27 protein-coding genes are annotated in these 23,473 nt (G+C 68.0%); 12 read left to right on the top strand and 15 right to left on the bottom strand.

Annotated features, from left to right (window positions below; genetic code table 11):
• Window positions 1–3 precede the first annotated feature (3 nt).
• Window positions 4–1,281, bottom strand: a complete 1,278-nt coding sequence (locus LG334_RS16555; RefSeq protein WP_404379730.1) for a nucleotide sugar dehydrogenase — start codon at window positions 1,279–1,281, stop codon at window positions 4–6.
• A gap of 249 nt (window positions 1,282–1,530) precedes the next feature.
• Here LG334_RS16555 and cimA point away from each other — a divergent pair, with 249 nt between their 5' ends.
• The 4 genes from cimA to rpsD all read left to right on the top strand — a co-directional run bounded on the left by cimA (window position 1,531) and on the right by rpsD (window position 5,478).
• On the top strand, window positions 1,531–3,126 hold the full coding sequence (gene cimA / locus LG334_RS16550) for a citramalate synthase (RefSeq protein WP_404379729.1): 1,596 nt from the start codon (window positions 1,531–1,533) through the stop codon (window positions 3,124–3,126).
• A 22-nt stretch (window positions 3,127–3,148) separates the two neighbouring features.
• Window positions 3,149–4,018 carry an RNA methyltransferase gene (locus tag LG334_RS16545; RefSeq protein ID WP_404379727.1) on the top strand — a complete coding sequence of 290 codons (870 nt, stop codon included), beginning with the start codon at window positions 3,149–3,151 and terminating at the stop codon, window positions 4,016–4,018.
• Window positions 4,019–4,020: 2 nt separating this feature from the next.
• The gene (gene bluB / locus LG334_RS16540) at window positions 4,021–4,683 is read left to right on the top strand and encodes a 5,6-dimethylbenzimidazole synthase (RefSeq protein ID WP_404379726.1); all 663 of its coding nucleotides are present in this window, start codon (window positions 4,021–4,023) and stop codon (window positions 4,681–4,683) included.
• 180 nt (window positions 4,684–4,863) lie between these two features.
• A complete protein-coding gene (rpsD, locus tag LG334_RS16535) occupies window positions 4,864–5,478 on the top strand; it encodes a 30S ribosomal protein S4 (protein ID WP_404379724.1) in 615 nt (204 codons plus the stop codon).
• A 99-nt stretch (window positions 5,479–5,577) separates the two neighbouring features.
• Here the strand turns inward: rpsD and LG334_RS16530 are convergent, their stop codons facing one another.
• A complete protein-coding gene (locus LG334_RS16530) occupies window positions 5,578–6,405 on the bottom strand; it encodes an aldo/keto reductase (RefSeq protein ID WP_404379722.1) in 828 nt (275 codons plus the stop codon).
• 175 nt (window positions 6,406–6,580) lie between these two features.
• Here LG334_RS16530 and LG334_RS16525 point away from each other — a divergent pair, with 175 nt between their 5' ends.
• Window positions 6,581–6,937: an antibiotic biosynthesis monooxygenase family protein gene (locus LG334_RS16525; RefSeq protein WP_404379720.1), complete on the top strand. Its 357-nt coding sequence runs from the start codon at window positions 6,581–6,583 to the stop codon at window positions 6,935–6,937.
• 66 nt (window positions 6,938–7,003) lie between these two features.
• On the opposite strand, the gene grxD is transcribed toward LG334_RS16525, so the two are convergent.
• From grxD to purB, 6 genes are all read right to left on the bottom strand, one after another.
• The gene (gene grxD / locus LG334_RS16520; RefSeq protein WP_404379718.1) at window positions 7,004–7,339 is read right to left on the bottom strand and encodes a Grx4 family monothiol glutaredoxin; all 336 of its coding nucleotides are present in this window, start codon (window positions 7,337–7,339) and stop codon (window positions 7,004–7,006) included.
• A gap of 179 nt (window positions 7,340–7,518) precedes the next feature.
• Window positions 7,519–8,466, bottom strand: coding sequence for an EamA family transporter RarD (gene rarD / locus LG334_RS16515; RefSeq protein WP_404379717.1), 948 nt, complete (start codon window positions 8,464–8,466; stop codon window positions 7,519–7,521).
• A 64-nt stretch (window positions 8,467–8,530) separates the two neighbouring features.
• Window positions 8,531–9,208, bottom strand: coding sequence for an HAD-IA family hydrolase (locus tag LG334_RS16510; RefSeq protein WP_404379715.1), 678 nt, complete (start codon window positions 9,206–9,208; stop codon window positions 8,531–8,533).
• Window positions 9,205–9,861, bottom strand: coding sequence for a bifunctional 4-hydroxy-2-oxoglutarate aldolase/2-dehydro-3-deoxy-phosphogluconate aldolase (gene eda / locus LG334_RS16505; protein WP_404379713.1), 657 nt, complete (start codon window positions 9,859–9,861; stop codon window positions 9,205–9,207). Before eda ends, LG334_RS16510 begins: the two co-directional genes overlap by 4 nt.
• Before the next feature lie 22 nt (window positions 9,862–9,883).
• Entirely contained in the window at window positions 9,884–10,903 is a 1,020-nt protein-coding gene (locus tag LG334_RS16500) for a hypothetical protein (protein ID WP_404379712.1), read from the bottom strand.
• A gap of 264 nt (window positions 10,904–11,167) precedes the next feature.
• The gene (gene purB, locus LG334_RS16495; protein ID WP_404379710.1) at window positions 11,168–12,469 is read right to left on the bottom strand and encodes an adenylosuccinate lyase; all 1,302 of its coding nucleotides are present in this window, start codon (window positions 12,467–12,469) and stop codon (window positions 11,168–11,170) included.
• Between the two features lie 148 nt (window positions 12,470–12,617).
• On the opposite strand from purB, the gene LG334_RS16490 reads away from it, so the two are divergent.
• The gene (locus LG334_RS16490) at window positions 12,618–13,028 is read left to right on the top strand and encodes a pilus assembly protein N-terminal domain-containing protein (RefSeq protein WP_404379708.1); all 411 of its coding nucleotides are present in this window, start codon (window positions 12,618–12,620) and stop codon (window positions 13,026–13,028) included.
• A 12-nt stretch (window positions 13,029–13,040) separates the two neighbouring features.
• On the opposite strand, the gene LG334_RS16485 is transcribed toward LG334_RS16490, so the two are convergent.
• The 5 genes from LG334_RS16485 to LG334_RS16465 form a co-directional block, all read right to left on the bottom strand.
• Window positions 13,041–13,496 (bottom strand): MarR family winged helix-turn-helix transcriptional regulator, encoded by a 456-nt coding sequence (locus LG334_RS16485; protein WP_404379706.1) that lies wholly within the window; start codon window positions 13,494–13,496, stop codon window positions 13,041–13,043.
• A gap of 124 nt (window positions 13,497–13,620) precedes the next feature.
• Window positions 13,621–14,409, bottom strand: a complete 789-nt coding sequence (gene radC, locus LG334_RS16480) for a DNA repair protein RadC (protein WP_404379705.1) — start codon at window positions 14,407–14,409, stop codon at window positions 13,621–13,623.
• A 25-nt stretch (window positions 14,410–14,434) separates the two neighbouring features.
• A complete protein-coding gene (map, locus tag LG334_RS16475; protein WP_404379703.1) occupies window positions 14,435–15,244 on the bottom strand; it encodes a type I methionyl aminopeptidase in 810 nt (269 codons plus the stop codon).
• Window positions 15,245–15,294: 50 nt separating this feature from the next.
• Window positions 15,295–16,032, bottom strand: coding sequence for a DNA/RNA nuclease SfsA (sfsA, locus tag LG334_RS16470; RefSeq protein ID WP_404379702.1), 738 nt, complete (start codon window positions 16,030–16,032; stop codon window positions 15,295–15,297).
• Window positions 16,033–16,041: 9 nt separating this feature from the next.
• Window positions 16,042–16,950: a methyltransferase domain-containing protein gene (locus tag LG334_RS16465; RefSeq protein ID WP_404379700.1), complete on the bottom strand. Its 909-nt coding sequence runs from the start codon at window positions 16,948–16,950 to the stop codon at window positions 16,042–16,044.
• Between the two features lie 81 nt (window positions 16,951–17,031).
• Between LG334_RS16465 and LG334_RS16460 the strand changes: the two genes are divergently transcribed.
• From LG334_RS16460 to LG334_RS16450, 3 genes are read left to right on the top strand one after another with little or no spacing between them, the layout of a single operon-like run.
• Window positions 17,032–17,811 carry a double zinc ribbon domain-containing protein gene (locus LG334_RS16460; RefSeq protein ID WP_404379698.1) on the top strand — a complete coding sequence of 260 codons (780 nt, stop codon included), beginning with the start codon at window positions 17,032–17,034 and terminating at the stop codon, window positions 17,809–17,811.
• Window positions 17,812–17,858: 47 nt separating this feature from the next.
• The gene (gene grxC, locus LG334_RS16455) at window positions 17,859–18,116 is read left to right on the top strand and encodes a glutaredoxin 3 (protein ID WP_404379697.1); all 258 of its coding nucleotides are present in this window, start codon (window positions 17,859–17,861) and stop codon (window positions 18,114–18,116) included.
• Window positions 18,117–18,127: 11 nt separating this feature from the next.
• Window positions 18,128–18,946 carry a carbon-nitrogen hydrolase family protein gene (locus LG334_RS16450; protein ID WP_404379695.1) on the top strand — a complete coding sequence of 273 codons (819 nt, stop codon included), beginning with the start codon at window positions 18,128–18,130 and terminating at the stop codon, window positions 18,944–18,946.
• 16 nt (window positions 18,947–18,962) lie between these two features.
• Here the strand turns inward: LG334_RS16450 and LG334_RS16445 are convergent, their stop codons facing one another.
• Entirely contained in the window at window positions 18,963–19,901 is a 939-nt protein-coding gene (locus LG334_RS16445; RefSeq protein ID WP_404378827.1) for an IS110 family transposase, read from the bottom strand.
• A 311-nt stretch (window positions 19,902–20,212) separates the two neighbouring features.
• On the opposite strand from LG334_RS16445, the gene LG334_RS16440 reads away from it, so the two are divergent.
• On the top strand, window positions 20,213–20,737 hold the full coding sequence (locus LG334_RS16440) for a CHRD domain-containing protein (protein WP_404379694.1): 525 nt from the start codon (window positions 20,213–20,215) through the stop codon (window positions 20,735–20,737).
• A gap of 60 nt (window positions 20,738–20,797) precedes the next feature.
• On the opposite strand, the gene LG334_RS16435 is transcribed toward LG334_RS16440, so the two are convergent.
• Entirely contained in the window at window positions 20,798–21,355 is a 558-nt protein-coding gene (locus LG334_RS16435; RefSeq protein ID WP_404379692.1) for a class I SAM-dependent methyltransferase, read from the bottom strand.
• A 95-nt stretch (window positions 21,356–21,450) separates the two neighbouring features.
• Here LG334_RS16435 and LG334_RS16430 point away from each other — a divergent pair, with 95 nt between their 5' ends.
• Entirely contained in the window at window positions 21,451–21,966 is a 516-nt protein-coding gene (locus LG334_RS16430) for a DUF1178 family protein (RefSeq protein WP_404379690.1), read from the top strand.
• Window positions 21,967–22,006: 40 nt separating this feature from the next.
• Window positions 22,007–23,461: a TrkH family potassium uptake protein gene (locus LG334_RS16425; protein WP_404379688.1), complete on the top strand. Its 1,455-nt coding sequence runs from the start codon at window positions 22,007–22,009 to the stop codon at window positions 23,459–23,461.
• The last annotated feature ends 12 nt before the right edge of the window (window positions 23,462–23,473 follow it).

The following is a 23,473-nucleotide window of genomic DNA, read 5'->3' as shown; positions in this document are numbered from 1 at the left end:
CGCCTACAGGCTCCAGACCTGCATCCCCTGGGGCAGGGGGGCGCCGCGCCACATGCCCTTGATGTCGGCGATCAGCCCGCCCGGCTTGACCAGCCGCTGGAAGGCGTCGGCCGCCAGGGCCTTGTAGGGGGCGTGGGGAACGGCGCCGATCAGCGCGTCGTAGCCCGACAAGTCGTCCAGGGACCGTTTCAGCTCGATCTGGTAATAGCGCGCGGCCTCTTCGGTGTCGGCCATGGGGTCGTGAACGTCGACCACATGGCCCTTGGCGCGCAGCTTGGCGATGATGTCCACCACGCGCGTGTTGCGCAGGTCGGGCACGTTCTCCTTGAAGGTCAGGCCCATGACCAGGACGCGGGCGTTTTCCTTGTCCGGGCCCATCAGGTCCATGACCCGGTCGGCGATGTAGTGGCCCATGCCGTCGTTGACCTTGCGCCCCGACAGGATGATCTCGGGATGGTGGCCCAGCTGGCTGGCGCATTCCGCCAGATAGAACGGGTCGACGCCGATGCAGTGGCCGCCCACCAGGCCGGGCTGGAAGGGCAGGAAGTTCCACTTGGTGCCGGAGGCCGCCAGCACGTCCTGGATGGACAGGCCCATGCGCTGGAAGATCATGGTGATTTCGTTGATGAAGGCGATGTTGATGTCGCGCTGGGCGTTCTCGATCACCTTCGCCGCCTCGGCCGCCTTGATGCTGGCCGCCCGGAAGACGCCGCCGGTGGTCACCGTGCCGTAGACGCGCGCCAGTTGTTCCGTCACCTCGGGCGTCTGGCCGGCGATGACCTTGGTGATGCGGTCCACCGTGTGCTCGCGGTCGCCGGGATTGATGCGCTCGGGGCTGTAGCCCAGGAAGAAGTCGGTGCCGCAGGTCAGGCCCGAGAACCGCTCCAGCAGCGGCCCGCAGAGGTCCTCGGTCACGCCGGGATAGACGGTGCTTTCGAACACGACGGTCGCCCCCGGCGTCAGCACGTCGCCGACCGTCTTGCACGCGGCCTTCAGCGGCGACAGGTCGGGCTTGTTCCACTGGTCGACCGGCGTCGGCACCGTGACGATAAAGACCGCGCTGCCCGCCATCTCGGCCGGGTCGCCCGTGCAGTGCAGGGTGGTGGTCGCCATGGCGTCGCCCTCGACCTCGCGCGTGCGGTCGTGGCCGGCGCGCAGCTGGGCGATGCGCGCTTCGTCGATGTCGAACCCGACGGTGGGAAAATGACGGGCGATGGCGACCGCCAGCGGCAGGCCGACGTAGCCAAGGCCGATGACGGAAATCTTCTCGGTGCCGGACATGCGAAGGCCCTCGCTGTTCAATGACTGCGTGGATCTTGTCTAGCACGCCGGCCGGGGTCTCAATATTGACCCGGCTGCTTAACCCGCGCGGCCTAATCCCCGTATCATCGCCGGATGTGCCGCCCTTTAAGCCGCCTGAGCCGCCGTTGTGCCGCCCGCGCGCCGGCGGGACTTGGCAGGACCGCGCCGCTGGGGCATTCTGCGCACCCCTTGCCGCGTTTTTTCGAATACAGTGGGACCATGGACCCGATGAGCGACGATACCCGCGTTTACATCTACGACAGCACGCTGCGCGACGGCGCGCAGACGCACGGCGTGGACTTTTCCGCCGCCGACAAGGCTGCGATTACGCGGGAGCTGGACGCCATCGGCTTCGACTATGTGGAGGGCGGCTGGCCCGGCGCCAACCCCACCGACGACGCCTTTTTCAGAAGCCTGCCCGAGACCACCCGCGGGCGCATCGCCGCCTTCGGCATGACGCGCCGCGCCGGACGCTCGGCCGACAACGACCCAGGGCTTCAGGCCGTGGTGCGCTCGGGCGCGCCGGTGGTGACGCTTGTGGGCAAGAGCTGGGACTTCCAGTGCGAGGTGGCGCTTGGCATCGAGCCGGCCGAGAACGTGCGGATGATCGCGGATTCCATCGCCCACGCCGCCACGGTGGCGGAAGAGGTGATGTTCGACGCCGAGCATTTCTTCGACGGCTACAAGGCCAATCCCGCCTTCGCGCTGGACTGCGTCAAGGCCGCCCACGAGGCCGGCGCCCGCTGGGTGGTGCTGTGCGACACCAACGGCGGCACGCTGCCGCACGAGGTGTTCGACATCGTCTCCGAGGTGGTCAAGGTGGTGCCCGGCAGCCATGTCGGCATCCATTGCCACAACGACACGGAGAACGCCGTCGCCAACAGCCTGGCCGCCGTGCGCGCCGGCGCCCGCCAGGTGCAGGGCACGCTCAACGGCCTGGGGGAGCGCTGCGGCAACGCCAACCTCATCACCATCATCCCGACGCTCATGCTGAAGATGGGCATGACGACGGGCCTGACGGAGGCCGACCTCAAGGGCCTGACGAAGCTGTCGCGCTCGCTGGACGCACGGCTCAACCGGGTGCCCAGCAGGGAAGCGGCCTATGTGGGCGAGCGCGCCTTCGCCCACAAGGGCGGGCTGCACGTCTCCGCCGTCGCCAAGGACCCCAAGTGCTACGAGCATGTCGACCCCGACAGCATCGGCAACAAGCGCCTGATCCTGGTCTCCAACCAGGCGGGACTGTCCAACATCCTGGCCCGCTTCGACGAGATCGGCATGGAGGTGGACCGCAAGGACCCGCGCCTCGCCCGCCTGATCGAACTGGTCAAGGAGCGTGAGTTCCAGGGTTATGCCTACGACGGCGCCTGGGCCAGCTTCGAACTGCTGGCCCGCCGGATGCTGGAGGACGTGCCCGAGTACTTCAAGGTGGACAGCTTCCGCGTCATCGACGAACGGCGCTGGAATGCCAGGGGCCAGCTCATTACCTTGTCTGAGGCCATCGCCAAGCTGACCGTCCAGGGCGAGCGCAACATGACGGTGGCGGAGGGCGACGGCCCGGTGAACGCGCTGGACGCCTGCCTGCGCAAGCTGCTGCTGCCGTACTATCCGCAGCTTTCAGACCTGCGGCTGGTGGACTTCAAGGTGCGCATCCTCAACCCCGAGGCCGCCACCGCCGCCGTCACCCGCGTGACCATCGAAAGCGCCGACGGTTCGGGCGTGCGCTGGACCACGGTGGGCGTCTCCGAAAACCTGATCGACGCCTCGTTCGAGGCGCTGTCGGATTCCATCAACTTCAAGCTTCACCGCGACGGCGCGACCGCCTGAGCGGGCTTTTGAAAACGGAACAATGGCTGGCACCGACAAGACCCGGGCGCGCGAGCTTGCGGAAGATCCGCTCGCGCCCGTCATCATCCTCGACCGCCCCCAACTGGGGGAGAACGTGGGCACCGCCGCCCGCGCCATGCTCAACTGCGGCCTGACGCAGATGCGCCTCGTGCAGCCGCGCGAGGACCATCTGTCGGAAAAGGCGATCAGCGCCAGTTCGGGCGCCGTGGACGTGTTGCAGCAGGCGCGCGTTTTCGACAGCCTGGAAGAGGCGGTCGGCGACCTCAAGCGCGTCTATGCCACCACGGCGCGGCGGCGCGGCATGATCAAGCCGCTGATGACGCCCAAGCGGGCGGCCGTCGACATGCACGCGCAGGGGCAGGCGGGCAACGCCACCGGCATCCTGTTCGGCAAAGAGCGCACGGGGCTGGAGAACGACGCGCTGGCGCTGTCGGACGTGATCGTCGAGGCGCCGCTGAACCCGGCCTATTGCTCGTTGAACCTGGCCATGGCGGTGCTGCTGATCGGCTATGAATGGTACCAGGTGAAGGTCGATCCGCCGGCGGAGCAACTGATCACCAATCAGACCAATCTGGCGGGCAAGGAAATGGTGCTGCGCTTCTTCGGCCATCTGGAGGCGGAACTGGACGCCAGCGGCTTCCTGCGCGTCGCCGACAAGCGGCCCAGCATGGTGCGCAACATCCGCAACCTGTTCCTGCGCGCCAACCTGACCGAGACGGAAATCCGCACCCTGCACGGCATCGTCAAGGAATTGCGCTGGGGCCGCCGGCCCGACCGTCCCCCCTATCAGGGAAGCCAGCAGCCGGCGGAGGTGGGCGAGGAGGCCCTTTCCGGCGGGACGGGGCAGGGGACCGACGACAAGGGGGAGTGATCATGGCCGAGGCGCCGCCGTTCAATGCCGCGCCGGTGTTCAACGAACACTTCCGCCGCCGCTTCGAGGACCTCGTCGCGTGGCGGCGGGACATCCGGCATTTCAAGCCGGACCCGGTGGACCCGGCGGTGGTGGACGACCTGATCCGGCTGGCCTGCCTGGCGCCTTCCGTGGGCAACAGCCAGCCGTGGCGCTTCGTGATGGTCGAAGACCCTTCCTTGCGCGTGCGCGTGCGGGCCAACTTTGCCACCGCCAACTCCGACGCCCTGCACGACTACGACGGCGAGCGGGCAAAGCTCTACGCCAGCCTGAAGCTTTCGGGCCTCGACAGGGCGCCGGTGCAGGTGGCGCTGTTCTGCGACGGCGAGGGGGCGCTGGGGCACGGGCTGGGATCGCGCACCATGCCGCAGACGCTGGAGCATTCCGTGGCGGGTGCGGCGGTCATCCTCGGGCTGGCGGCGCGGGCCCGAGGCGTTGGGGTGGGCTACGTGTCGATCCTGGACCCCGAACGCCTGAAGGCGGACCTGGAGGTGCCGGAGTCGTGGCAGTTCGTCTCCTACATGTGCATCGGCTGGCCCGACATCGCCGACAGCCCCGAGCCCGAGCTTCAGCGCCGCGGCTGGCAGGACCGCAAGCCGCACGGTTCCTTCGTTCACCGGCGGTGAGGCGCTGGCGGCCTCAAGGGTTGACGGGGCCGCAAATATGCGCATACTGCGCGCTTCTTTCCGGGAATGTGGATGGCGCCCGTGTGCGTTCACCCCGCCCACCACGGCCTTCGGGCCGGCGGCCGGGACTACCGGAACAACAACGCTACGCAACCTTTTAAAACAAGGATCGAGCACGCTATGTCGAAGCGTATCGCCGCCAAGCACAAAATCGACCGCCGCCTTCAGGTCAACCTGTGGGGCCGCGCCAAGAGCCCGCTGAACAAGCGCGAGTCGCGCCCCGGCCAGCACGGCCAGCGCCGCCACAAGCCGTCCGACTTCGGCATCCAGCTGATGGCGAAGCAGAAGCTGAAGGGCTACTACGGCAACATCGGCGAGAAGCAGTTCCACAAGTACTACGTCGAGGCCACCCGCCGGAAGGGTGACACCGGCGAGAACCTGGTGGGCCTGCTGGAGCGCCGCCTGGACGCCGTCGTCTACCGCATGAAGTTCGTGGCGACTCCGTTCGCCGCGCGCCAGATCGTCAACCACGGCCACATCCTGGTGAACGGCAAGCGCGTCAACATTCCGTCCTACATGGTCAAGGAAGGCGACGTGATCGAGGTGCGCGAGCGCGCCCGCCAGATCCCGCAGATCATGGAAGCCATCGAGTCCGGCGAGCGTGACGTCCCCGACTACATGGACGTCGACCCGAAGGCCATGAAGGGCACCTTCGTCCGCACGCCGAAGCTGGCCGACATTCCCTACCCGGTCCAGATGGAACCGAACCTGGTGGTCGAGTTCTACTCGCGCTAATCACTGCCAGCGCGAGCGGGAATTCCCGCGAACGAGAAACCGGCGGCGCCCCCAGGGTGCCGCCGGTTTTCTTTGTGCGGGATGCGAGCGCTTCCGCCTTCAGGTGTCCCACTCGGGCGCCAGACCCTGCGGGCTGATCTGGCGGCCGTCGGGGCGGTTGAGGCCCTTGATCTCGGCCATGTCGTCGTCGGTCAGCTCGAAGTCGAAGACCTCCAGGTTGGTCTTGCAGTGCTCCTTGCTTTTGGTGCGGGGGATGGCGACGACGCCGTCCTGCTGGATTAGCCAGCGCAGAGTCACCTGGGCTTCGTTCTTGCCGTACTTTGCGCCGATGCGCTTGAGCGTTTCGTCGCCCATGATCTTGCCCTGGGCGACCGGGCTGTAGGCCGTCAGAGCCATACCCTTGGCGCGTACCATGTCCAGCACCGGGTCCTGGTTCAGGTAGGGGTGATACTCCACCTGGTTGACGGCCAGCGGCTCCTCGGTTGCGGCGAAGGCCTGCTTCATCAATGAAACGGTGAAATTGGAAAGGCCGATGTGGCGGGCCCGGCCGTCGCGCTTGACCGACGCCAGCGCCTTGAGCGTCTCCTCCAGCGGAACGTCGCGGTTGGGCCAGTGCAGCAGCAGCAGGTCCACGTAGTCGGTCTGGAGGCGCTTCAGGCTGTCGTCGACGCTTTTCTGGAGATCGCCGTCGCGGAATTTGTCCACCCAGACCTTGGTCGTCAGCCAGACGTCCTCGCGCGGCGCCGGGCTTTCCCCCATGGCGGCGCCGACGGCGTCCTCGTTGTCGTAAACCTGGGCGGTGTCCACGTGGCGGTAACCGATCTCCAGCGCCGCCTTCACCATGCGGTGGCAGTCATCGGGCGAAAGCGTGAAGGTGCCGAAGCCGAGCGCGGGAATCTGCGCGTCCTTGGCGGGAACGGTCCACATGGATGCTGTCCTTATGGCTCTGGAACAGGAAAAAGGCGCGGACCGGCGCGGGTGCGCCGTCCGGTATCTGCTGCGGCAACGCGGGCAATCGCCCCGCGGTTGCGCTGCGCAATGGCCCTGCCTCCCGGCGCGGCGGGGCGGCTATCCTGGCCGCTCAACAGGAGAGGACGCCTCCATGGACGCTTGCACGCCAGGTTGCTACGCCGTCATCTTCACCTCGCGCCGCGCCGAGGCGCCGGACGACGGCTACGACGCCATGGCCGAACGCATGGTGGAGCTTGCCCGCGCCCAGCCCGGCTTCCTGGGCGTGGAATCGGCGCGCGGGCCGGACGGCTTCGGCATCACCGTGAGCTACTGGGAGAGCGAGGAGGCCATCCGCGCCTGGAAGCACCACGCCGAGCATGTCGCGGCGCGCGCGGCCGGGCGCGATGGCTGGTATTCCGCCTACACCACCCGCGTTGCCCAAGTGGAACGCGCCTACGCCATGGGCGATCCGGCCAGGACCCCGGATAAGGCGAAGGAAGACGCCTGACGCGCATACGAAAAAGGCCGGTCTCCGCGGAGACCGGCCTTTTGCAAGGATCGGTGTGGCGCCACCTTACGCGGCGGTCATCACGCCCTTGTCCTTGAACATCTGCTGCAGTTCGCCGTTGGCGGCCATCTCGCGCACGATGTCGCAGCCGCCCACGAACTCGCCCTTCACGTAGAGCTGGGGGATGGTCGGCCAGTTGGAGAAGTCCTTGATGCCCTGGCGCATGTCGTCGCTGGCGAGCACGTTGACGTCCTTGAACGGAACGCCGAAGTGGTTCAGCACCTGCACGACGGCGGCGGAAAAGCCGCACTGCGGGAACTGGCTGGTGCCCTTCATGAACACCACGACGTCGTTGGTGTCGATGTCGTTCTGGATCTGCTGGAAGGCCGGATTGTCAGTCATTCTTCGCTCAACTCCTGTGGCGTCTGGGCGTCCGTGACGGCGGGTCGGGGGAGACCTGGCGGGCGGGCTGCGGGCAACCGGGACCCGTCTGCCGGCGTCACTGTCCTTCGCGGCTGTTCCGCCATATGGACCCAACGCAAGCGCAAGTCAACCGCAAGCGATGGAGGGTTTGTCCGGCGTCAAGCGGCATCGCCGCTCCGCGCACGGCGTCGGCGGCGCAGGCGGCCGGGATCGATGCTGTAGACCGCGATGCCCGTCCAGATCAGCCCGAAGGCGACGGCGTGGGGGGTGGTGAAGGCCTCGCCGAAGATCAGGGTCGCCAGCAGGAACTGGATGGTGGGGTTCATGTACTGCATGAGGCCAAGCGTCGCCAGCCGCATCCGGCGGGCCGCGAAGGCGAACAGGAACAGCGGCACGGCGGTCAGAGGGCCCGCCAGCACCAGCAGGGTCGTCACCCACGGCCCCTCGGGCGCGCCGATGAAGTGGCCGGCGCCGGTCCATTCCAGCCAGGCCAGGAAGACCAGCACCAGCGGGCTCAGCAGAATGGTTTCGAGGAAAAGCCCGACGAGGCTTTCCGCCGGCGCGGTCTTGCGCAACAGGCCGTACATGGCGAACGAACACGCCAGCGTCAGCGTCACCCACGGCAGCCGGCCCAGGCCGATGACCAGGGCCGCGACGCCCGCAATCACCAGCCCCAGCGCCGCCACCTGGCGCGGCGAGAACCGCTCCTTCAGGAATACCGCGCCCAGCATGACCGTCACCAGCGGGAAGATGTAGTAGCCCAGGCTCGCCTCCAGCGCCCGGCCGCTGGTGACGGCGTGGACGAAGGTGATCCAGTTGACCGTAATGGCGGTGGCCGAGGCGACGAAGACCAGCGCCTTCTTGCGGTCGCGCAGAATGGCGACCGTTTCCGTCCAGCCGCCCCGGATGGTGATGACCAGCGCCAGCACCAGCAGCGCCCACAGGATGCGGTGCGCCACCACCTCCAGCGGCGGCACCATGGCGATCTCGCGGAAGAACAGGGGCGAGATGCCCCATATGCCGTAGGCCCCCAGGGCGGCGGTGAAACCAGCGCGTGCGGTGGGGTCGGCGACGACTTGGCCGGATGCGGAGGAAGACTGGGTCATGGCGCCACAGTGACGGCGGGCGGCGATAGTGTCCAGTGCCGCTGAGCCGGCCGGGCAGGGGCCGCTATGGCGTCCGCCGCGTGATCCGCAGGCTGCCGTCCTCCAGCGCCGAAACCGCCATGGCGCCAAGGTCGGACACGATGCGATCCGCCTCGCCCAACTCCTCGGGCGCATGGGTGGTGGCGACGGCGATGACGCGGGCACCGGCGGCCTTGCCGGCGCGGATGCCCGGTGGGGCGTCCTCGATCACCACCGCGCGGGCGGCGTCCACGCCCAGACGTTCCGCCGCCAACAGGTAAGGCGCGGGGGAAGGCTTGCCGTCCGACACGTCATCGGCGGTCACCGTCACCGTCGGAAGCTCCAGGCCGAAGTGCGCCAGCCGTGCGGTCAACAGCGCGCGATGGCCGGAGGTGACGATGGCGAAACGCTCCGGCGGCAGCGTCCTCAGCAGATCGACGGCGCCGGCATACTCCCGCGCCCACTCGATCTCCTCCGGCAGGATCGGCCGGTCGCGGTAATAGGCGCTATCGCTGGTGACACGGTCCGGCGCGAGGGCGCGGATGGTGTCGACCTCGCGCCGGCCGTGGACGTCCGCCAGCACCCGTTCGGCGGGCAGGCCGGCGTCCTCGGCGAAGCGGCGCCAGAACAGGTCCACGGATGCGGTGGTGTCGAACAGCACCCCGTCGAAGTCCAGCAGCAGGGCCTTGGCGACAAGCGGCGGGAAGGCGGCCCCTGCGGTCATCCTAGGTGCTCCGCCAGGCCGGCGGCGGAACGGGCGAGGTCCTCGATGCCCTGCCAGTCGCCGGCGCGGACCTTTTCCTTGGGCGCCAGCCATGTGCCGCCGATGGCGACCACGTTGGGCAGGCGCAGGTAGTCGGCGGCGGTGCCGGAGCGAATGCCGCCGGTCGGGCAGAAGCGCGCTTCCGGGAAGGGACCGCCGAAGGCCGCCACCGTGGCGGGTCCGCCGATGGCGGCGGCGGGGAAGGCCTTGAAGACGCTCAACCCGGCCTCCATGCCGCGCATGACCTCGCTGGCGGTGGCGACGCCCGGCAGGAAGGGCATGCCGCTCGCGCGGGCGGCCTCAAGCAGGGCGTCGGTGGCGCCGGGGCTGACGGCGAAGCGGGCACCGGCCTCCTGTGCCGTGTCGAAGTCGGCGGGCTTCATGATGGTGCCCACACCCACCAGCGCCTCGGGCACTTCGGCGGTGATGCGGCGGATGCTGTCCAGGGCGGCGGGGGTGCGCAGCGTCACCTCCAGCGCCGGCAGCCCGCCCGCGACCAGGGCGCGGGCGAGCGGCACGGCGTCGTCGGCGTTTTCGATGACCAGCACCGGCACCACCGGCGCCCGCTTGAGGATGTCGAGCATGGCATCGGGCATGGCGGTCTCCGTCGGCATGGAAATGGGCTTGGGCCCGCCGTCAACGCGCGGTGGGCGCGGTGGTTGCGGCGGCGGGTTCGGGCGCGGGATCGGGTATCTTCACGCGGCTGAGGAACAGGCGGGCCAGCGTCTCGTCGGACATGCGATGGACGATGCGCGCCAGCACCGCGATCACCACCAGCGTCAGCACCAGCCGGCCGATAATCACCCCCGACCAGTGGCCGCCCAGGGCGATGATGATGAGGCTGTCCTCGATGAGGCTGTGGCACAGCGCCATGAAGGAGATGGACAGCAGCACGTCGCGCCGGCTCAGCCCGCCGCGCTCCACCTCGCGGATGATCAGCCCGCCGCCGTAGGAGATGCCCAGCAGCACGCCGATCACGGTCAGCGGGACCGCCTTTTCGCCGATGCCCATGACGCGCAGCAGCGGCGACAGCAGGCGGGTGAGCAGCCGGTTCGCGCCGACGGCGTCCAGCAGCGCCATACCGGCCATGATCGCCAGGATGATGAGATAGATCCAGCCGAGGCCGATGGCCGAGTCGACCGCCCAGCCTGTCCAGCCGGCATCGGGGTCTGCCTCGGGCAGCCAGGAGATGGTCACCGGCTCCTGCAGCACGCCGAGGCCGCCGTAGACCGCATTGAGCACGATGCCGAACAGCAGGGCGGCGACCAGGCGCAGGAGCGTCTGAAAGATGATGCCGGCCCCGGCGCGCTGGCACACCCGGCCCTCCACGGGCAGGGAGTGGGCGACCAGGATCATGGTGCCCAGCACGGTCATCTGAGCGACGGTGAGGGAGACGTCGGGCAGCACGGTCGGCAGCACGGCGGCCGCGCCGTAGATGGTCGTCAGGCAGGCGGCGGCCCAGACCACGCCCACCTCCGCCGGCAGCCCCGCCAGGTCCATCACCGGCGCGAAGGCCGCGGCGATGTAAGGGATGGCGCCCATCTCGGCGGCCACCTTCACCGCGATCATGATGGGCACCATCATGCGCAGCAGCACCCACCAGACCCGCAAGCTGTCGCGGATCAGGCGCTGGACGGCGGTGAGAAAGGCGGGCATTCAGGCGCTCCGGGGTGTTCAAGGCGGGGCGCAGTGTGTGCGGACAGCGCGTGTGTGAGAAGAGCCATTACGGTATGGCTCCAGTACCGAGCGGCGAGGTGGCGAAGGGGGACCAACGTGGTCCCCCTCGCGCTCCCCCGCGATGAGTTGGGGCGCCGTTGAGGCGGCTGATGGCTTGTGAAAGCAGGAACCTACATTCGCTGCCAGCCCGTTCGCAAACTCATCAAGGAAGGGCGGGGATCGTATCGATCCCCGCATCATGCCTTACTCGCTGCGGCCGAAGACGCGCTTGAAGATCGTGTCGACGTGCTTGGTGTGGTAGCCCAGGTCGAACAGCTCGTCGATTTCCTCGGTGGTCATCTTGGCCGAGACGTCGGGGTCGGTCTTCAACAGGTCCTGAAGGTTGCCCTCGCCGTTCCACACCTTCATGGCGTTGCGCTGGACCAGGCTGTAGCTGTCTTCGCGCGACACGCCCTTCTGGGTGAGCGCCAGCAGGACGCGCTGGCTGAACACCAGGCCGCCCATCTGGTTGAGGTTGCGGTCGATGGCGTCCTCGTAGACCACCAGGTTGGCGACGACGTTGGTCAGGCGGGCCAGCGCGAAGTCCAGCGTGACGGTCGCGTCGGGGCCGATGTAGCGCTCCACGGACGAATGGCTGATGTCGCGCTCGTGCCACAGCGCGACGTTCTCCATGGCCGGCAGGGCGTAGGAGCGCACCATGCGGGCGAGGCCCGTCAGGTTCTCGGTCAGCACCGGGTTGCGCTTGTGCGGCATGGCGGAGCTGCCCTTCTGGCCCTTGGAGAAGAACTCCTCGGCCTCGCGGACTTCGGTCCGCTGCAGGTGGCGGACCTCGGTCGCCAGGCGCTCGATGGACGAGGCGATGACGCCCAGCACGCTGAAGAACATGGCGTGGCGGTCACGCGGAATGACCTGGGTGGAGATCGGCTCGGGCTTCAGGCCCAGCTTCTCCGCGACGTGTTCCTCGACGAAGGGGTCGATGTTGGCGAACGTGCCGACGGCGCCGGAGATGGCGCAGGTGGCGATGTCCTCGCGGGCGGCCAGAAGGCGCTCGCGGTTGCGCTGGAACTCGGCGTGGAAGCTGGCGAACTTCAGGCCCATGGTCACCGGCTCGGCATGGATGCCGTGGCTGCGGCCCATGCAGACGGTCATCTTGTGCTCGAACGCGCGCTTTTCGAGCGCGGCCAGCAACTCGTCCAGGTCGGCAAGCAGGATGTCGGCGGCCTGGACCAGCTGCACGTTCAGGCAGGTGTCGAGCACGTCGGAGCTGGTCATGCCCTGGTGGACGAAGCGGGCCTCGTCGCCGACGTATTCGGCCAGGTTGGTCAGGAAGGCGATGACGTCGTGCTTGACCTCGGCCTCGATGGCGTCGATGCGGGCGACCTCGAACTGTCCACGCTCCCACACGGCCTTGGCGGCGGCTTCCGGGACCACGCCCAGCTTGGCCTGGGCGTCGCAGGCGTGGGCCTCGATCTCGAACCAGATGCGGAACTTGTTCTCGGGTTCCCAGATGGCGGCCATCTTGGGGCGCGTGTAGCGGGGAATCATGTCGACGGATCTCGCTTTTCGCCAGAGGACTCGGGATGGGCGCGGTTATAGGAGATTTCGGCGCCCACCTCCAGACCGTAGCGCGTTGCAACGGCCGGAGCGCTGGAGTAGCGTGGTCCGTCAAAGGTTCGCAAGGGGAAGGATCACCATGCGCATGTCTATCCGCTCGGCGACTCTCGCGGCCGTCGTGATGGCGGCGGCACCGCTGCCGGCGGCGGCGGAGGTGCCCGAACAGCCCGAGCGCGGCGACCCCTTCACCACGCCCCTCATCGTCATCCCGGAGCCGGAGACCGACGGCGATGCCGCCCCCCGGCAGGCCGAGCGCCTTCCGGTGATGGAGATGACGGTGGGCGACATGGAGGTGATCCGCCTGCCGCAGCCGGCGGGCACGATCATTTCGCTGGTGCCCGGCGTGGTGACCGTGGGCACGCAGGAGCCGGGCATGCTGTTCATCTTTGCCGAACAGCCGGGCGAGACGAAGGTGGTTGTCGCCGACGAAGGCTACAACGAGATGTTCGCCTCCACCATCAAGGTGGAGCCGCCGGAGCCCGGTCTTTAGGGAGAGACCGCTTCAGCGGCCGTAGCGGATGTAGTCCGTCCAGGTGCGTTCCAGCTTCTGGAGCACCTCGTCGGCCTTGCGCAGTTCACCCTCGGTGGCGCCGGCGTCGGTGTTCAGGGACTCGGCCAGGCGGTTCTGCAGGTCGCGGATGGCGTGGCACAGTTCCATGCCCTTGTCCGTCAGGCGCAGTTGCGTGGCGCGGCGGTCGTGCTCCGCCCGCTCCTGGTGGATGTAGCCGAACTCGGTCAGCTTCTTGATGTTATAGCTGACGTTGGAGCCGTGATAGTAGCCCCGGTCCTTCAGGTCGCGGATCACCACGTCCTGGTCGCCGATGTTGGACAGCAGCAGGGCCTGAACGGCGTTGATGTCGTTCACATTCATGCGGCGCAACTCTGCCCGCAGCACATCCAGGAAGTGCCGGTGCAGGCGCTCCAGCATATGAACGATGGTGTTATAGGCGTCCAGCATGGGGTAGTCCTTTTGGCCGTCCGGCGAGCCGTTAAGCCGAACGGCATAAGCATTTACTACCCATTCATGAATGCTTGGTCAATTGCCGTGCATCGTTTTTGTGGATTTCGCAGGGCCAGGGGATTCAGATGAAACCCTGCGCCTTCAGGGATGTATAGCTGCCGCGCCCGACGATGACGTGGTCGTGCAGCGTCACCCCCAACGGTCTGGCGGCATCACGGATGGTGCGGGTCATCTGGATGTCGGCCTGGCTGGGCGTGGGGTCGCCGCTGGGGTGATTGTGCACCAGGATCAGGGCGCTGGCCTGAACCTCCAGCGCCCGCTTCAGCACCTCGCGCGGGTAGACCGGCGTGTGGTCCACCGTCCCCTTCTGCTGCAGTTCGTCGGCGATCAGGCGGTTGCGGCGGTCCAGAAACAGAATGCGGAACTGTTCGGTATCGCGGTAGGCCATGGAGGCCGTGCAGTAGTCGATGAGCGAATCCCACGAGGAAATGACGGGGCGGTCCATCACCTGGTCGCGCAGCATGCGCACGGCGACAGCCTCGGCGGACTTCAGGGCGGTCGCGGCGGCCAGCTTGATGCCGTCCACCTGCATCAGCTCCTCGGGCCTGGCGGTGACGACGTTGCCGACGGTCTTGAACCGTTTCAGCAGTTCCTTGGCGATGGGCTTGACGTCGCGGCGGGGGATGGCGGCGAACAGCATCAGTTCAAGCAGTTCGTAATCCGCCACGCTTTCGGCCCCGCCCTTGAGAAAGCGGTCGCGCAAACGTTCGCGGTGGCCGTGCTTGTGGTTGTCCTTCGCGGCGGGCGCGGGGGGCGACGCGGGCTCCTCCGCCAAGCCGCCGGACGCGGGCGGGCCGTGGCCGAACATGTCGGCCACGGCGTCGTTCCGATCGTCCCCGGCGTCCCCCATGATCCCCCCTTGGGTTCCGCCGGCCTCAGGCGCCTTCGTAGGGCGGGCAGTGCCAGCCCTTGGGCGAAAGGGTGAAGATCTCGCAGCCGTCCGCCGTCACGCCGATGGTGTGCTCGAACTGGGCGGAAAGGGAGCGGTCGCGTGTTACCGCGGTCCAGCCGTCGGGCAGGATCTTGGTGGCGGCCTTGCCGGCGTTGATCATGGGCTCGATGGTGAAGAACATGCCTTCCTCGATCACCTCGCCCTCGCCGGGGCTGCCGAAGTGCATGACGTTCGGCTTGGTGTGGAAGACGCGCCCGACGCCGTGGCCGCAGAAATCGCGCACCACCGAAAAGCCCTGCGCTTCCGCGTATTCCTGGATGGCCCAGCCGATGTCGCCCAGGCGGGCGCCGGGACGCACCACCTCGATCCCGCGCATGAGGCAGTCGTAGGTGACTTCGACCAGCTTCTTGGCCTTCACGCTGGGCTTGCCGACGTAGAAGGTGCGGCTGGTATCACCGTACCAGCCATCGACGATGGGCGTGACGTCGATGTTGATGATGTCGCCGTCCTTGAGCTTCTTGTCGCCAGGAATGCCGTGGCAGACGACGTGGTTCACCGACGTGCAGATGTGCTTGGGGAACCCGCGATAGCCCATGGGGCCGTGGGTGACGCCCAGGTCCTCGCCCAGCCTGGCCAGCCGGTCGTCCAGTTCACCGGTGGTCACGCCCGGCTTCACGAAGGGCGTGATGTAATCCAGCATTTCGGCGGCCACGCGGCCGGCCTTGCGCATGGCCTCGAAGTCCTCGGGGCCGTGCTGCGGGGCGGTGTCGATGTGGCGGGCGGTCTGGTTCATGGGTCGATCAGGGTCCGTTCGGGATCGTCTGGTTTGCGGGCGGCGTCGGGTCAGGCGGAGACGGGCTCGGGCGCGGCGGCCGGGGTCAGGTTGAGCGGCAGCGGCCGCGCCACCGTGATGGCCTCGGGCGTCACCGTGCAGGCATAGCACAGCGCCTCCACCCCTTGCGACATGGCAAGCGCGAGCGCCTTTTCATAGGCCGGGTCGATGTCGGCGGCAACGCGGAAGGCGCGGCAGTCCTCGCGCTGCACCAGGTAGACCATGACGGCGCGATGGCCCTCGGCCACCATGTCGGTCATTTCAACCAGATGCTTGGCGCCGCGCGCGGTGACGGCATCGGGGAACTCCGCGTGGCCGTCGCGGGCCAGCGTGACGTTCTTGACCTCGACATAGCACTTTTCGCCGGTCTCGGACTTTTCCAGCAGCACGTCGATGCGGCTGTTCTTGCCGTACTTCACCTCGCGGCGCACCGTGTCGTAGCCGCACAGTTCGGGAATGACACCCGACGCGCAGGCGTCGGCGACCAGGGCGTTGGGCCAACTGGTGTTGATGCCGACCAGCCCGCCGCCGTCCACCTGGACGATCTCCCAGGTGTACTTCAGCTTGCGGTTGGGATTGTCGGCCGGCGACAGCCAGACCGCGCTGCCCGGCTCCGCACAGCCCTTCATGCTGCCCGAGTTGGCGGTGTGCGCGGTGACGACCGTGCCGTCCGCAAGCGTGACGTCGGCGAGGAACCGCTTGTAGCGCTTGATCAGCGTCCCGCGGATGAGAGGCGTTGTGAATTGCATTCCCAAACCCTAGTCGCGCCCGGGCTTGACGCCAAGGCCGATTTCTTCGGAATTCAGCGCATCGGCCAGCCGGGCGCTGGCGCTGCCGGGGCGCAGCGGCTTCTGCTGACTTTCGTGCGGAGCCCAGGCGTGCATCCAGATGATGTGGAAGGTCGCCGGCACCCGGCCGTCGTCGCCGCCGAATTCCTCGACGTACATCTGCATGGCGCGCATGAGCGTGGCGCGGCGCATGAAGCCCTTGCGGCGCTCGGCGACGGCGTTGGATTCGCCCATGCCGCGCAGGTCCGACAGCAGCTTGAGCGGGTTCTCGTAGCGCACCGCAATGATTTCGCTGTCGACCACCGGCAGGGCGAAGCCGGCGCGCTGGAGCAGGCTGCCCAGGTCCGGCCCGTCGGCGAAGGGGCTGACGCGGGGGCTCAGGCCGCCCTCGATCTCCACTTCCGCCTGGGTCATGCAGTGGCGCAGCTCGTGCAGGGTCTCGCCGCCCAGGACGCCGGCCAGGAACAGGCCGTCGGGCTTGAGCGCGTGGCGGATCTGCAAAAGTGCGCCCGGCAGGTCGTTGACCCAGTGCAGGCTGAGGTTCGACAACACGGCGTCCAGCGAGCCTTGGGCGAAGGGCAGGAACTCCTCGTCCATGGTGACGGCAAGGCCGCCGGCGCGCTTCGCCATGGCGGGCGACATGTCCGCCTGCACCAGCGTCTCGATCCCCGGCTTGGGCGACAGCGCGGCCGCCAGTTCGCCGCCGTGGCACCCCAGGTCCAGGGCCACGGGAAAGGTGCGCGTCATGTCGTCCAGCCGGTCGGCCAGGCGGTGGGCGCTTTCGCGGAACAGGAAGTCGAACGCGCCCAGGCCCGCCGCCGCGCGGTCGCGGTGGCGGCGGACGGTCGCCCTGTCGAAGACTGTCATCTGGTCGGACATGCGCCGTTAGATGGCATCGCGCGGGGGCGCTGGCAAGTGCGAAGGGCGGCAGGCTGCGAATCGTGCTATGCGGAAAGGATCATGACCGCGACGCTCCGCCCCCTGCGCACGGCCTCCCGCGCCGTCCTCGACGCCCTGCTGCCGCCCCGCTGCCTCGCCTGCGGGACGTTGGTGGCAGAGCCTGGCGCGCTGTGCGCGGAGTGCTTCGGCGGGGTGGAGTTCCTGGTGGACCCGGTGTGCAATTCCTGCGGCGACCCGTTCGAGCTGCCCATGGAGCCGGGCGCCCTGTGCGCCGCCTGCATCGACGCCCCGCCGCCGTGGCGCCGGGCGCGGGCGGTGTTCGAGTACGATGGCGTGGCGCGCGACCTGATCCTGCGGTTCAAGCACGCCGACCGCACCGACTCCGCGCCGGCCTTCGCCCGCTGGATGATGCGCGCCGCCCGGCCGCTGGTGGAGGACGCCGACCTCATCGCGCCCGTGCCCCTGCATCGCGGCCGGTTGATGAAGCGGCGTTACAACCAGGCCGCCCTGCTGGCCCGGCAACTGGACCGCCTGGGAGGGGTGCCGGCGGGCCGCTTCGCGCCGAACCTTCTGTTGCGCGCCCGCAAGACCCCGCCGCAGGAGGGCATGGGCCGCGCCGCGCGCCGGCGCAACGTGCGCAGCGCGTTTGTGCTGTCCGATCCCGACTCGGTGGGCGGCCGGGTGGTGCTGCTGGTCGATGACGTGATGACCACCGGCGCCACGGTGGGCGAGTGCGCGCGGGTCCTGCGGCAGGCGGGTGCGGCGGCGGTGGACGTGGTGACGCTGGCCCGCGTCGTGCTCTCGCCCGAGTGGCAACCGGACACGGAACCCCTACCTTAAGCGTAACCCGGGCAGAACCCACGCAATCCGATCGACAAGGAGGCCCCATGGCCAAGGTTGAAGTCTATTCCTCCGCCTTCTGCCCCTTCTGCGTCCGCGCCAAGAAGCTGCTGACCAGCAAGGGCGTCGACTTCGAGGAAATCGACGTCATGCAGCAGCCCGAGCGCCGCAAGGAAATGGAAAAGCGCGCCCACGGCGGCCGCACCGTGCCGCAGATCTTCATCGACAACGAGCACGTCGGCGGCTGCGACGAGTTGATGGCGCTGGAGCGCAAGGGCGCGCTCGACGCCATGCTGGGCGCCTGAGGGGCGCCGCCATGCCGTCCTTCAAGGTCGCCTGCCTGCAGGTCAACGCCGGCCCCGACATCGCGCCCAACCTGGACACCGCCTGCGCCATGGCGCGGGAGGCGCGGGCAAACGGCGCGGACATGGTGCTGATGCCGGAAAACGTTACCATGATGGAGTGGGGTCGGAAGAACACGCTCGCCAAGGCCCTGCCGGAAGCCGAGCACCCGGCCGTGCCCGCCTTCGCCGCCCTGGCGCGGGAGACGGGCCTGTGGCTGCACGGCGGGACGATTGCGGTGAAGCTGGCCGACGACCGGGTGGCGAACCGCACGCTGATGTTCGACCCCTCGGGCGCCATCGCCGGGCGGTACGATAAGATTCACATGTTCGACGTGGACCTGGGCAACGGCGAGGCCTACCGCGAATCCAGCACCTTCCGCCCCGGCGACCAGGCGATGGTGGTGAAGTCGCCCTGGGGCGGGTTGGGCCTGACCATCTGCTACGACCTGCGCTTCCCGCACCTCTACCGCACGCTGGCGAAGGCGGGGGCCGATTTCCTGACGGTGCCCTCCGCCTTTACCCGCCCCACCGGCGCCGCCCACTGGCATGTGCTGCTGCGGGCGCGCGCCATCGAGACGGGCTGCTGGGTCTTCGCCCCCGCCCAGACCGGCGAACACAAGGGCCGCGAGACCTACGGCCACGCGCTCATCGTCGCGCCCTGGGGCGAGGTGGTGGCGGACGCGGGGGAAGAGGTGGGGATCGTCTATGCGGATGTGGACACCGACGCGGTGGAGAAGGCCCGCGGCAAGGTTCCCTCGCTGACCCACGATCGGGCGTTCAGCTTGGTGTGAGCGACTGTCTTTCCGGTCAAACGATTTGCTCGCGCCATGGCTGGGCCTCCCGGATGATTGCATTGAGGATTGTGATGAGCTTGCGGGCGACGGCGATGATGGCAACGAGCTTGGGTTTGCCCTGAGCGACGAGGCGATCCCGAAACCCCTTGAGCAGGGGATTGTGCCGCGCGGCGACGAGGGCCCCCATGTAGAGGGCAGTTCGGACGGCGGCACGGCCGCCGCCGATGAAGCTCTTGCCACGCCATTTGCCGGATTGCCGCGTCCACGGCGCCAAGCCGACCAGAGCGGCGATTTGCCGGCGGTCGAGGGTGCCGAGTTCCGGCAGTTCGGCGATCAGGGTGCGAGCGATCTGGTCGCCGACGCCGGGAACGGATTTGAGGAGCTCGACTTTTTCCAGCCAGCTGGGCGACCGGCGGATGCTGTCGTCGATGTCCAGGTCGATGTCGGCGAGTTCCTTCTCGAGTGCTTTCAGCAGCCGCCTGATGCTCCTGGCCGTCCGGGAAGAGGCCCGTTTGAGCCTTTGGTTCTCCGCACCGATCATCGCAATGATCTGCCGTCTGCGAGCGACGAGATCGGCCAGCGCCTCGGTCTCGGCGTCAGGCAGCGGGCGCACTTCAGGCTTGGTGGCTTCGGCGAAACGAGCGATCACCGCAGCGTCGATCGGATCGGTCTTGGCCCGTTTCCCAAGGGCTTGGGCGAAGGCACGCACGCGCGCCGGATTGACCACGACGACCGGAAGGCCGGCGGCGGCCAGGGCTGCCGCGACGACGGTCTCGAAGCCGCCAGTGGCCTCGATCGCGATCCGCTCGGCGCCGAGCGGCTTCAATCGCTCGACCAGATCCGACAGCCCGCCATGATCGCGCGGAACATGGAAAGCGGCCATCGAAGGCGAGGTGGTGGCGACGTCCAACCGATCCTTCGAGACGTCGATGCCGATGTTGAGAGCGTCCATCCGATCCCATCCTTGCGCAAGCGGGCTTCGCTTCGAGCGGCCCAAGCGACTGTTCGGGTTCGATGGAACGGCGGACGAGGACCCTGGCTCACACACGGGCTTGGTGTCCCTGAGGGGCGTCGGTCTCTCGTCCGCCACCGCAACCGGTATCATACCGGATTCGGCACATGCTAAGTTACAAGGGGGCCGGGCGCCGGGTGGCGCCCGCTGACGGGGATACGGCGTATACACCCAAGGCGTCCATGACGCGAAAAACCGTCTCGGCCATGATTTCTGCCGTTCTGCAGTCTCCGACGAGAGGGAGAGCGGCCATGAACTTCCGTATCCTGCCGTTGGCGGTCCTGGCGCTGTTCATAGTCCTGGGTGCGTCGCCCCGGAATGCGGTTGCCGGACCGATCGTGGATTTCAGGGCGACGCTCTCCGGCGAAAACGAGGTTCCGCCGGTCGCGACGGAGGGGAGGGGTGTTGCGCTCGTGTCGCTGGACACCGACTCCCTGCTGTTGAGCTGGGAGATCACCTGGAGCAACTTGACCGGCGAGATCTTCGCGATGCACTTCCACGGTCCGGGCGCGCCGACGGAGAACGCGCAGGTTCAGGTGAACATCGGCTCTATCAGCGGGCTGACGAGCCCGTCGGTCGGAAGCACGGTCATCACCGCCGATCAGGCCGGCCACCTTCTGGACGGACTCTGGTACGTCAACATCCACACCGATGCGTTCGCCGCCGGCGAGATCAGGGGGCAGGTTCTTCGCGTCACCGAGCCTGCCGCCCTGGCACTCTTCAGCTTTGGCGCGGTGGCGGCCGTTTCCCTTAGCCGTCGCCGCCGCGCCTCCTGATCGGGAGGAGGCCGCGTCGGCGTCGCAAGGCAGGTTCGGGCCGCCCTGGCCCAAGCGCCGTCAGGTGTTATCCAGCCGCCTCGGCCTGGCGTCCTTGCTCAGCACGATGCGCTGAACCACGCCGCTGCCGCAGGTTTCCACCTCGCCCTGCTCGAAGGCCACCACCGACAGGCGGGGGAAGGCCGTCAGCAACTCGTCGCGCTTCAGCAGGTGGTCGGGGTTGCGGGGGCGGCCGTAGGCCTCGTTGCCCTGCATGAAGGTCTCGTAGATCAGCAAGCCTCCGTCCGCCAGGCTTTCCTCCAGCACCGGGAACAGCGGACGGTAGAGGTAGCGCGAGACCAGCACCACGTCGAAGGTCCGGCCGGGCAGGGGCCAGGGGGAGCCGTCCTCCAGGTCCGCCTCGATGATCTCCGCCCCTTCCACGTCGGACAGGGCGCAAATGTCCCAGTCGACTCCCGTGACCCGAAAGCCTTCGTCGCGCATCCATCGCAGGTTCCGGCCCCAGCCGCAGGCGACATCCAGCACCGTCGCGCCGGCGGGAGCCAGCGGCATCCAGCGCCTCAGCCAGGGCGAGGCCGGCGTGCTGGCGGCGGGTTTCAGGCGCGTCTCTCCGTGCATGGATGCTGCATGCCTCCTATGTCTTGCAGGTGCGTAAGCTTGTCACGGCGAGGGGGCTGGGGTAAAGCAGACGCACGCTTATCGGGAACATGACCATGATCCGCTACGAGCTTCTCTGCGCCAACGACCACCGTTTCGAGTCCTGGTTCCGCGACAGCGCCGCCTACGACAAGATGGCGGACGCCGGCGCGGTGGAGTGCCCGACGTGCGGCGACCGATCCGTCCGCAAGGCCCTTATGGCGCCTCGCCTGGCGCGCCGCAAGGGCCAGGACGGGCCGGCCCGTCCGCCGCGGGAGGAGCGTGCGGCGCAGGTATCCTCTGCCGCCGACGTGCCGGTGCCGCAGCAGGCGGCGCAGTTCCCCGCCGGCAATTCCGAAAAGGTGGCCGAATTCCACCGCCGCATGAGCGACGTGCTGCGCCAGGTGCAGGACGCGGTGGAAAAGCATTGCGACTACGTGGGCGACAACTTCGCCGAAGAAGCCCGGAAAATTCACTATGGCGAGACAGAGGCCCGCGGCATCTACGGCGAGACGACGCCGGAAGAGGCCGAGGAGTTGAAGGACGAAGGCGTCTCCTTCGCGTCGATCCCGTGGCGCCGGCCGGTGTCCTGACCGGCTTGACCGGCGCCGTTTCCCTTACAGGACGATCCCCGTGCAGACATTGACGCTACAGCCCGTGCTTTATGTGCTGGGGCTGCTGGTTACCGTACTCGGCGCCGCGATGGTGGTTCCCGGCGTGGCGGACCTGGCGGCGGGTGACGTCGACTGGGTCGGCTTTTTCGTCGGGGCCGGCGTCACCGTGCTGGTCGGCGGCCTGCTGGTGTTGACCAACCGCACCCGCGATCTGTCGCTGACCCTGCGGCAGGCATTCCTGCTGACGGCCCTGGGGTGGGTCGGAACGGCGGCGTTCTCGGCCGTCCCGTTCTTCTTCTCGCGCCTGGATCTCAGCTACACCGACGCCTTCTTCGAGGCGATCTCCGGCCTGACCACCACCGGCTCCACCATCCTGACGGGACTGGATACCGCGCCGCCGGGAATCCTGGTGTGGCGGAGCGTTCTTCAGTGGCTGGGCGGTATCGGCATCATCGTCATGGCGATCGTGCTGCTGCCCTTCCTGCGGGTCGGCGGCATGCAGTTGTTCCGCATGGAAAGCAGCGACCGGTCGGAAAAGGTGGTGGCGAAGGTGGGCCACCTGGGCCTGCTGATCGTCGTCACCTACATCTCGCTGACGGTGACGTGCGGCGTGCTTTACGCGCTGGCCGGCATGACGCCGTTCGAGGCGGTCAATCACGCCATGACCACGGTATCGACCGGCGGCTATTCCACCTCCGACTCCTCCATGGGGCATTGGCAGACGCCGGCGGTCCACTGGATCGGCACGGCCTTCATGATCGCGGGCGCGGTGCCGTTCGTCCTGTACCTGAAGATGGTCCGCAACGGCGTCCGGCCGCTGTTCACCGACGCCCAGGTCGGGGCCTTCCTGGCGTTCCTGGCGCTGGTGTCGGCGTTTCTGGCGGGGTGGCTGGTGATCGTCGACAAGGTGCCGGCCTTCGAGGCCCTGACCCTGGCCGCCTTCAACGTCACCAGCGTGGTGACCACCACCGGCTATGCCACGGCCGACTATACGCTGTGGGGGGCCTTTGCAGTGGCGGCCTTCTTCGCGCTGACCTTCGTGGGCGGCTGCACGGGGTCGACGGCCGGCGGCATCAAGATCTTCCGCTTCCAGGTGTCATGGCGGCTGTTCGCGGTCCAACTGCGGCGGCTGCAGTCGCCCAACGCCGTGGTGCCGCGCGTCTACAATGACGCGCCGATCACCGACGAGGTGGCGGTCTCCGTTCTGTTGTTCTTCTTCGTCTACGTGGGAACGGTCGGCAGCATCGCCCTGCTGCTGGGCCTGCTGGGCCTGGACTGGGTGACGGCCATTTCCGGCGCCGCCACGGCGGTGTCCAACGTCGGTCCGGGGCTTGGCGCCATCATCGGCCCGGCGGGCAACTTCGCGACGCTGCCCGACGCGGCGAAATGGCTGTTGTCGGCCGGAATGCTGCTGGGGCGGCTGGAGTTCTTCACCGTGCTGGTGCTGCTGTCGCCGCGCTTCTGGCGGGGCTGAACGCCCCGCCGG

This window comes from Caenispirillum salinarum (assembly GCF_044803115.1).
Classification (GTDB): domain Bacteria; phylum Pseudomonadota; class Alphaproteobacteria; order Rhodospirillales; family Rhodospirillaceae; genus Caenispirillum; species Caenispirillum salinarum_A.
Note: the sequence above shows the minus strand (reverse complement) of the source record. Positions and strands in the feature narration are given on the sequence as shown.

What these genes read in the sequence shown, in the direction of transcription:
- LG334_RS16555 (WP_404379730.1), bottom strand. Translation starts at nt 1,281, where the DNA reads ATGTCCGGCACCGAGAAGATTTCCGTCATCGGCCTTGGCTACGTCGGC.
- cimA (WP_404379729.1), top strand. Translation starts at nt 1,531, where the DNA reads ATGAGCGACGATACCCGCGTTTACATCTACGACAGCACGCTGCGCGAC.
- LG334_RS16545 (WP_404379727.1), top strand. Translation starts at nt 3,149, where the DNA reads ATGGCTGGCACCGACAAGACCCGGGCGCGCGAGCTTGCGGAAGATCCG.
- bluB (WP_404379726.1), top strand. Translation starts at nt 4,021, where the DNA reads ATGGCCGAGGCGCCGCCGTTCAATGCCGCGCCGGTGTTCAACGAACAC.
- rpsD (WP_404379724.1), top strand. Translation starts at nt 4,864, where the DNA reads ATGTCGAAGCGTATCGCCGCCAAGCACAAAATCGACCGCCGCCTTCAG.
- LG334_RS16530 (WP_404379722.1), bottom strand. Translation starts at nt 6,405, where the DNA reads ATGTGGACCGTTCCCGCCAAGGACGCGCAGATTCCCGCGCTCGGCTTC.
- LG334_RS16525 (WP_404379720.1), top strand. Translation starts at nt 6,581, where the DNA reads ATGGACGCTTGCACGCCAGGTTGCTACGCCGTCATCTTCACCTCGCGC.
- grxD (WP_404379718.1), bottom strand. Translation starts at nt 7,339, where the DNA reads ATGACTGACAATCCGGCCTTCCAGCAGATCCAGAACGACATCGACACC.
- rarD (WP_404379717.1), bottom strand. Translation starts at nt 8,466, where the DNA reads ATGACCCAGTCTTCCTCCGCATCCGGCCAAGTCGTCGCCGACCCCACC.
- LG334_RS16510 (WP_404379715.1), bottom strand. Translation starts at nt 9,208, where the DNA reads ATGACCGCAGGGGCCGCCTTCCCGCCGCTTGTCGCCAAGGCCCTGCTG.
- eda (WP_404379713.1), bottom strand. Translation starts at nt 9,861, where the DNA reads ATGCCGACGGAGACCGCCATGCCCGATGCCATGCTCGACATCCTCAAG.
- LG334_RS16500 (WP_404379712.1), bottom strand. Translation starts at nt 10,903, where the DNA reads ATGCCCGCCTTTCTCACCGCCGTCCAGCGCCTGATCCGCGACAGCTTG.
- purB (WP_404379710.1), bottom strand. Translation starts at nt 12,469, where the DNA reads ATGATTCCCCGCTACACGCGCCCCAAGATGGCCGCCATCTGGGAACCC.
- LG334_RS16490 (WP_404379708.1), top strand. Translation starts at nt 12,618, where the DNA reads ATGCGCATGTCTATCCGCTCGGCGACTCTCGCGGCCGTCGTGATGGCG.
- LG334_RS16485 (WP_404379706.1), bottom strand. Translation starts at nt 13,496, where the DNA reads ATGCTGGACGCCTATAACACCATCGTTCATATGCTGGAGCGCCTGCAC.
- radC (WP_404379705.1), bottom strand. Translation starts at nt 14,409, where the DNA reads ATGGGGGACGCCGGGGACGATCGGAACGACGCCGTGGCCGACATGTTC.
- map (WP_404379703.1), bottom strand. Translation starts at nt 15,244, where the DNA reads ATGAACCAGACCGCCCGCCACATCGACACCGCCCCGCAGCACGGCCCC.
- sfsA (WP_404379702.1), bottom strand. Translation starts at nt 16,032, where the DNA reads ATGCAATTCACAACGCCTCTCATCCGCGGGACGCTGATCAAGCGCTAC.
- LG334_RS16465 (WP_404379700.1), bottom strand. Translation starts at nt 16,950, where the DNA reads ATGTCCGACCAGATGACAGTCTTCGACAGGGCGACCGTCCGCCGCCAC.
- LG334_RS16460 (WP_404379698.1), top strand. Translation starts at nt 17,032, where the DNA reads ATGACCGCGACGCTCCGCCCCCTGCGCACGGCCTCCCGCGCCGTCCTC.
- grxC (WP_404379697.1), top strand. Translation starts at nt 17,859, where the DNA reads ATGGCCAAGGTTGAAGTCTATTCCTCCGCCTTCTGCCCCTTCTGCGTC.
- LG334_RS16450 (WP_404379695.1), top strand. Translation starts at nt 18,128, where the DNA reads ATGCCGTCCTTCAAGGTCGCCTGCCTGCAGGTCAACGCCGGCCCCGAC.
- LG334_RS16445 (WP_404378827.1), bottom strand. Translation starts at nt 19,901, where the DNA reads ATGGACGCTCTCAACATCGGCATCGACGTCTCGAAGGATCGGTTGGAC.
- LG334_RS16440 (WP_404379694.1), top strand. Translation starts at nt 20,213, where the DNA reads ATGAACTTCCGTATCCTGCCGTTGGCGGTCCTGGCGCTGTTCATAGTC.
- LG334_RS16435 (WP_404379692.1), bottom strand. Translation starts at nt 21,355, where the DNA reads ATGCACGGAGAGACGCGCCTGAAACCCGCCGCCAGCACGCCGGCCTCG.
- LG334_RS16430 (WP_404379690.1), top strand. Translation starts at nt 21,451, where the DNA reads ATGATCCGCTACGAGCTTCTCTGCGCCAACGACCACCGTTTCGAGTCC.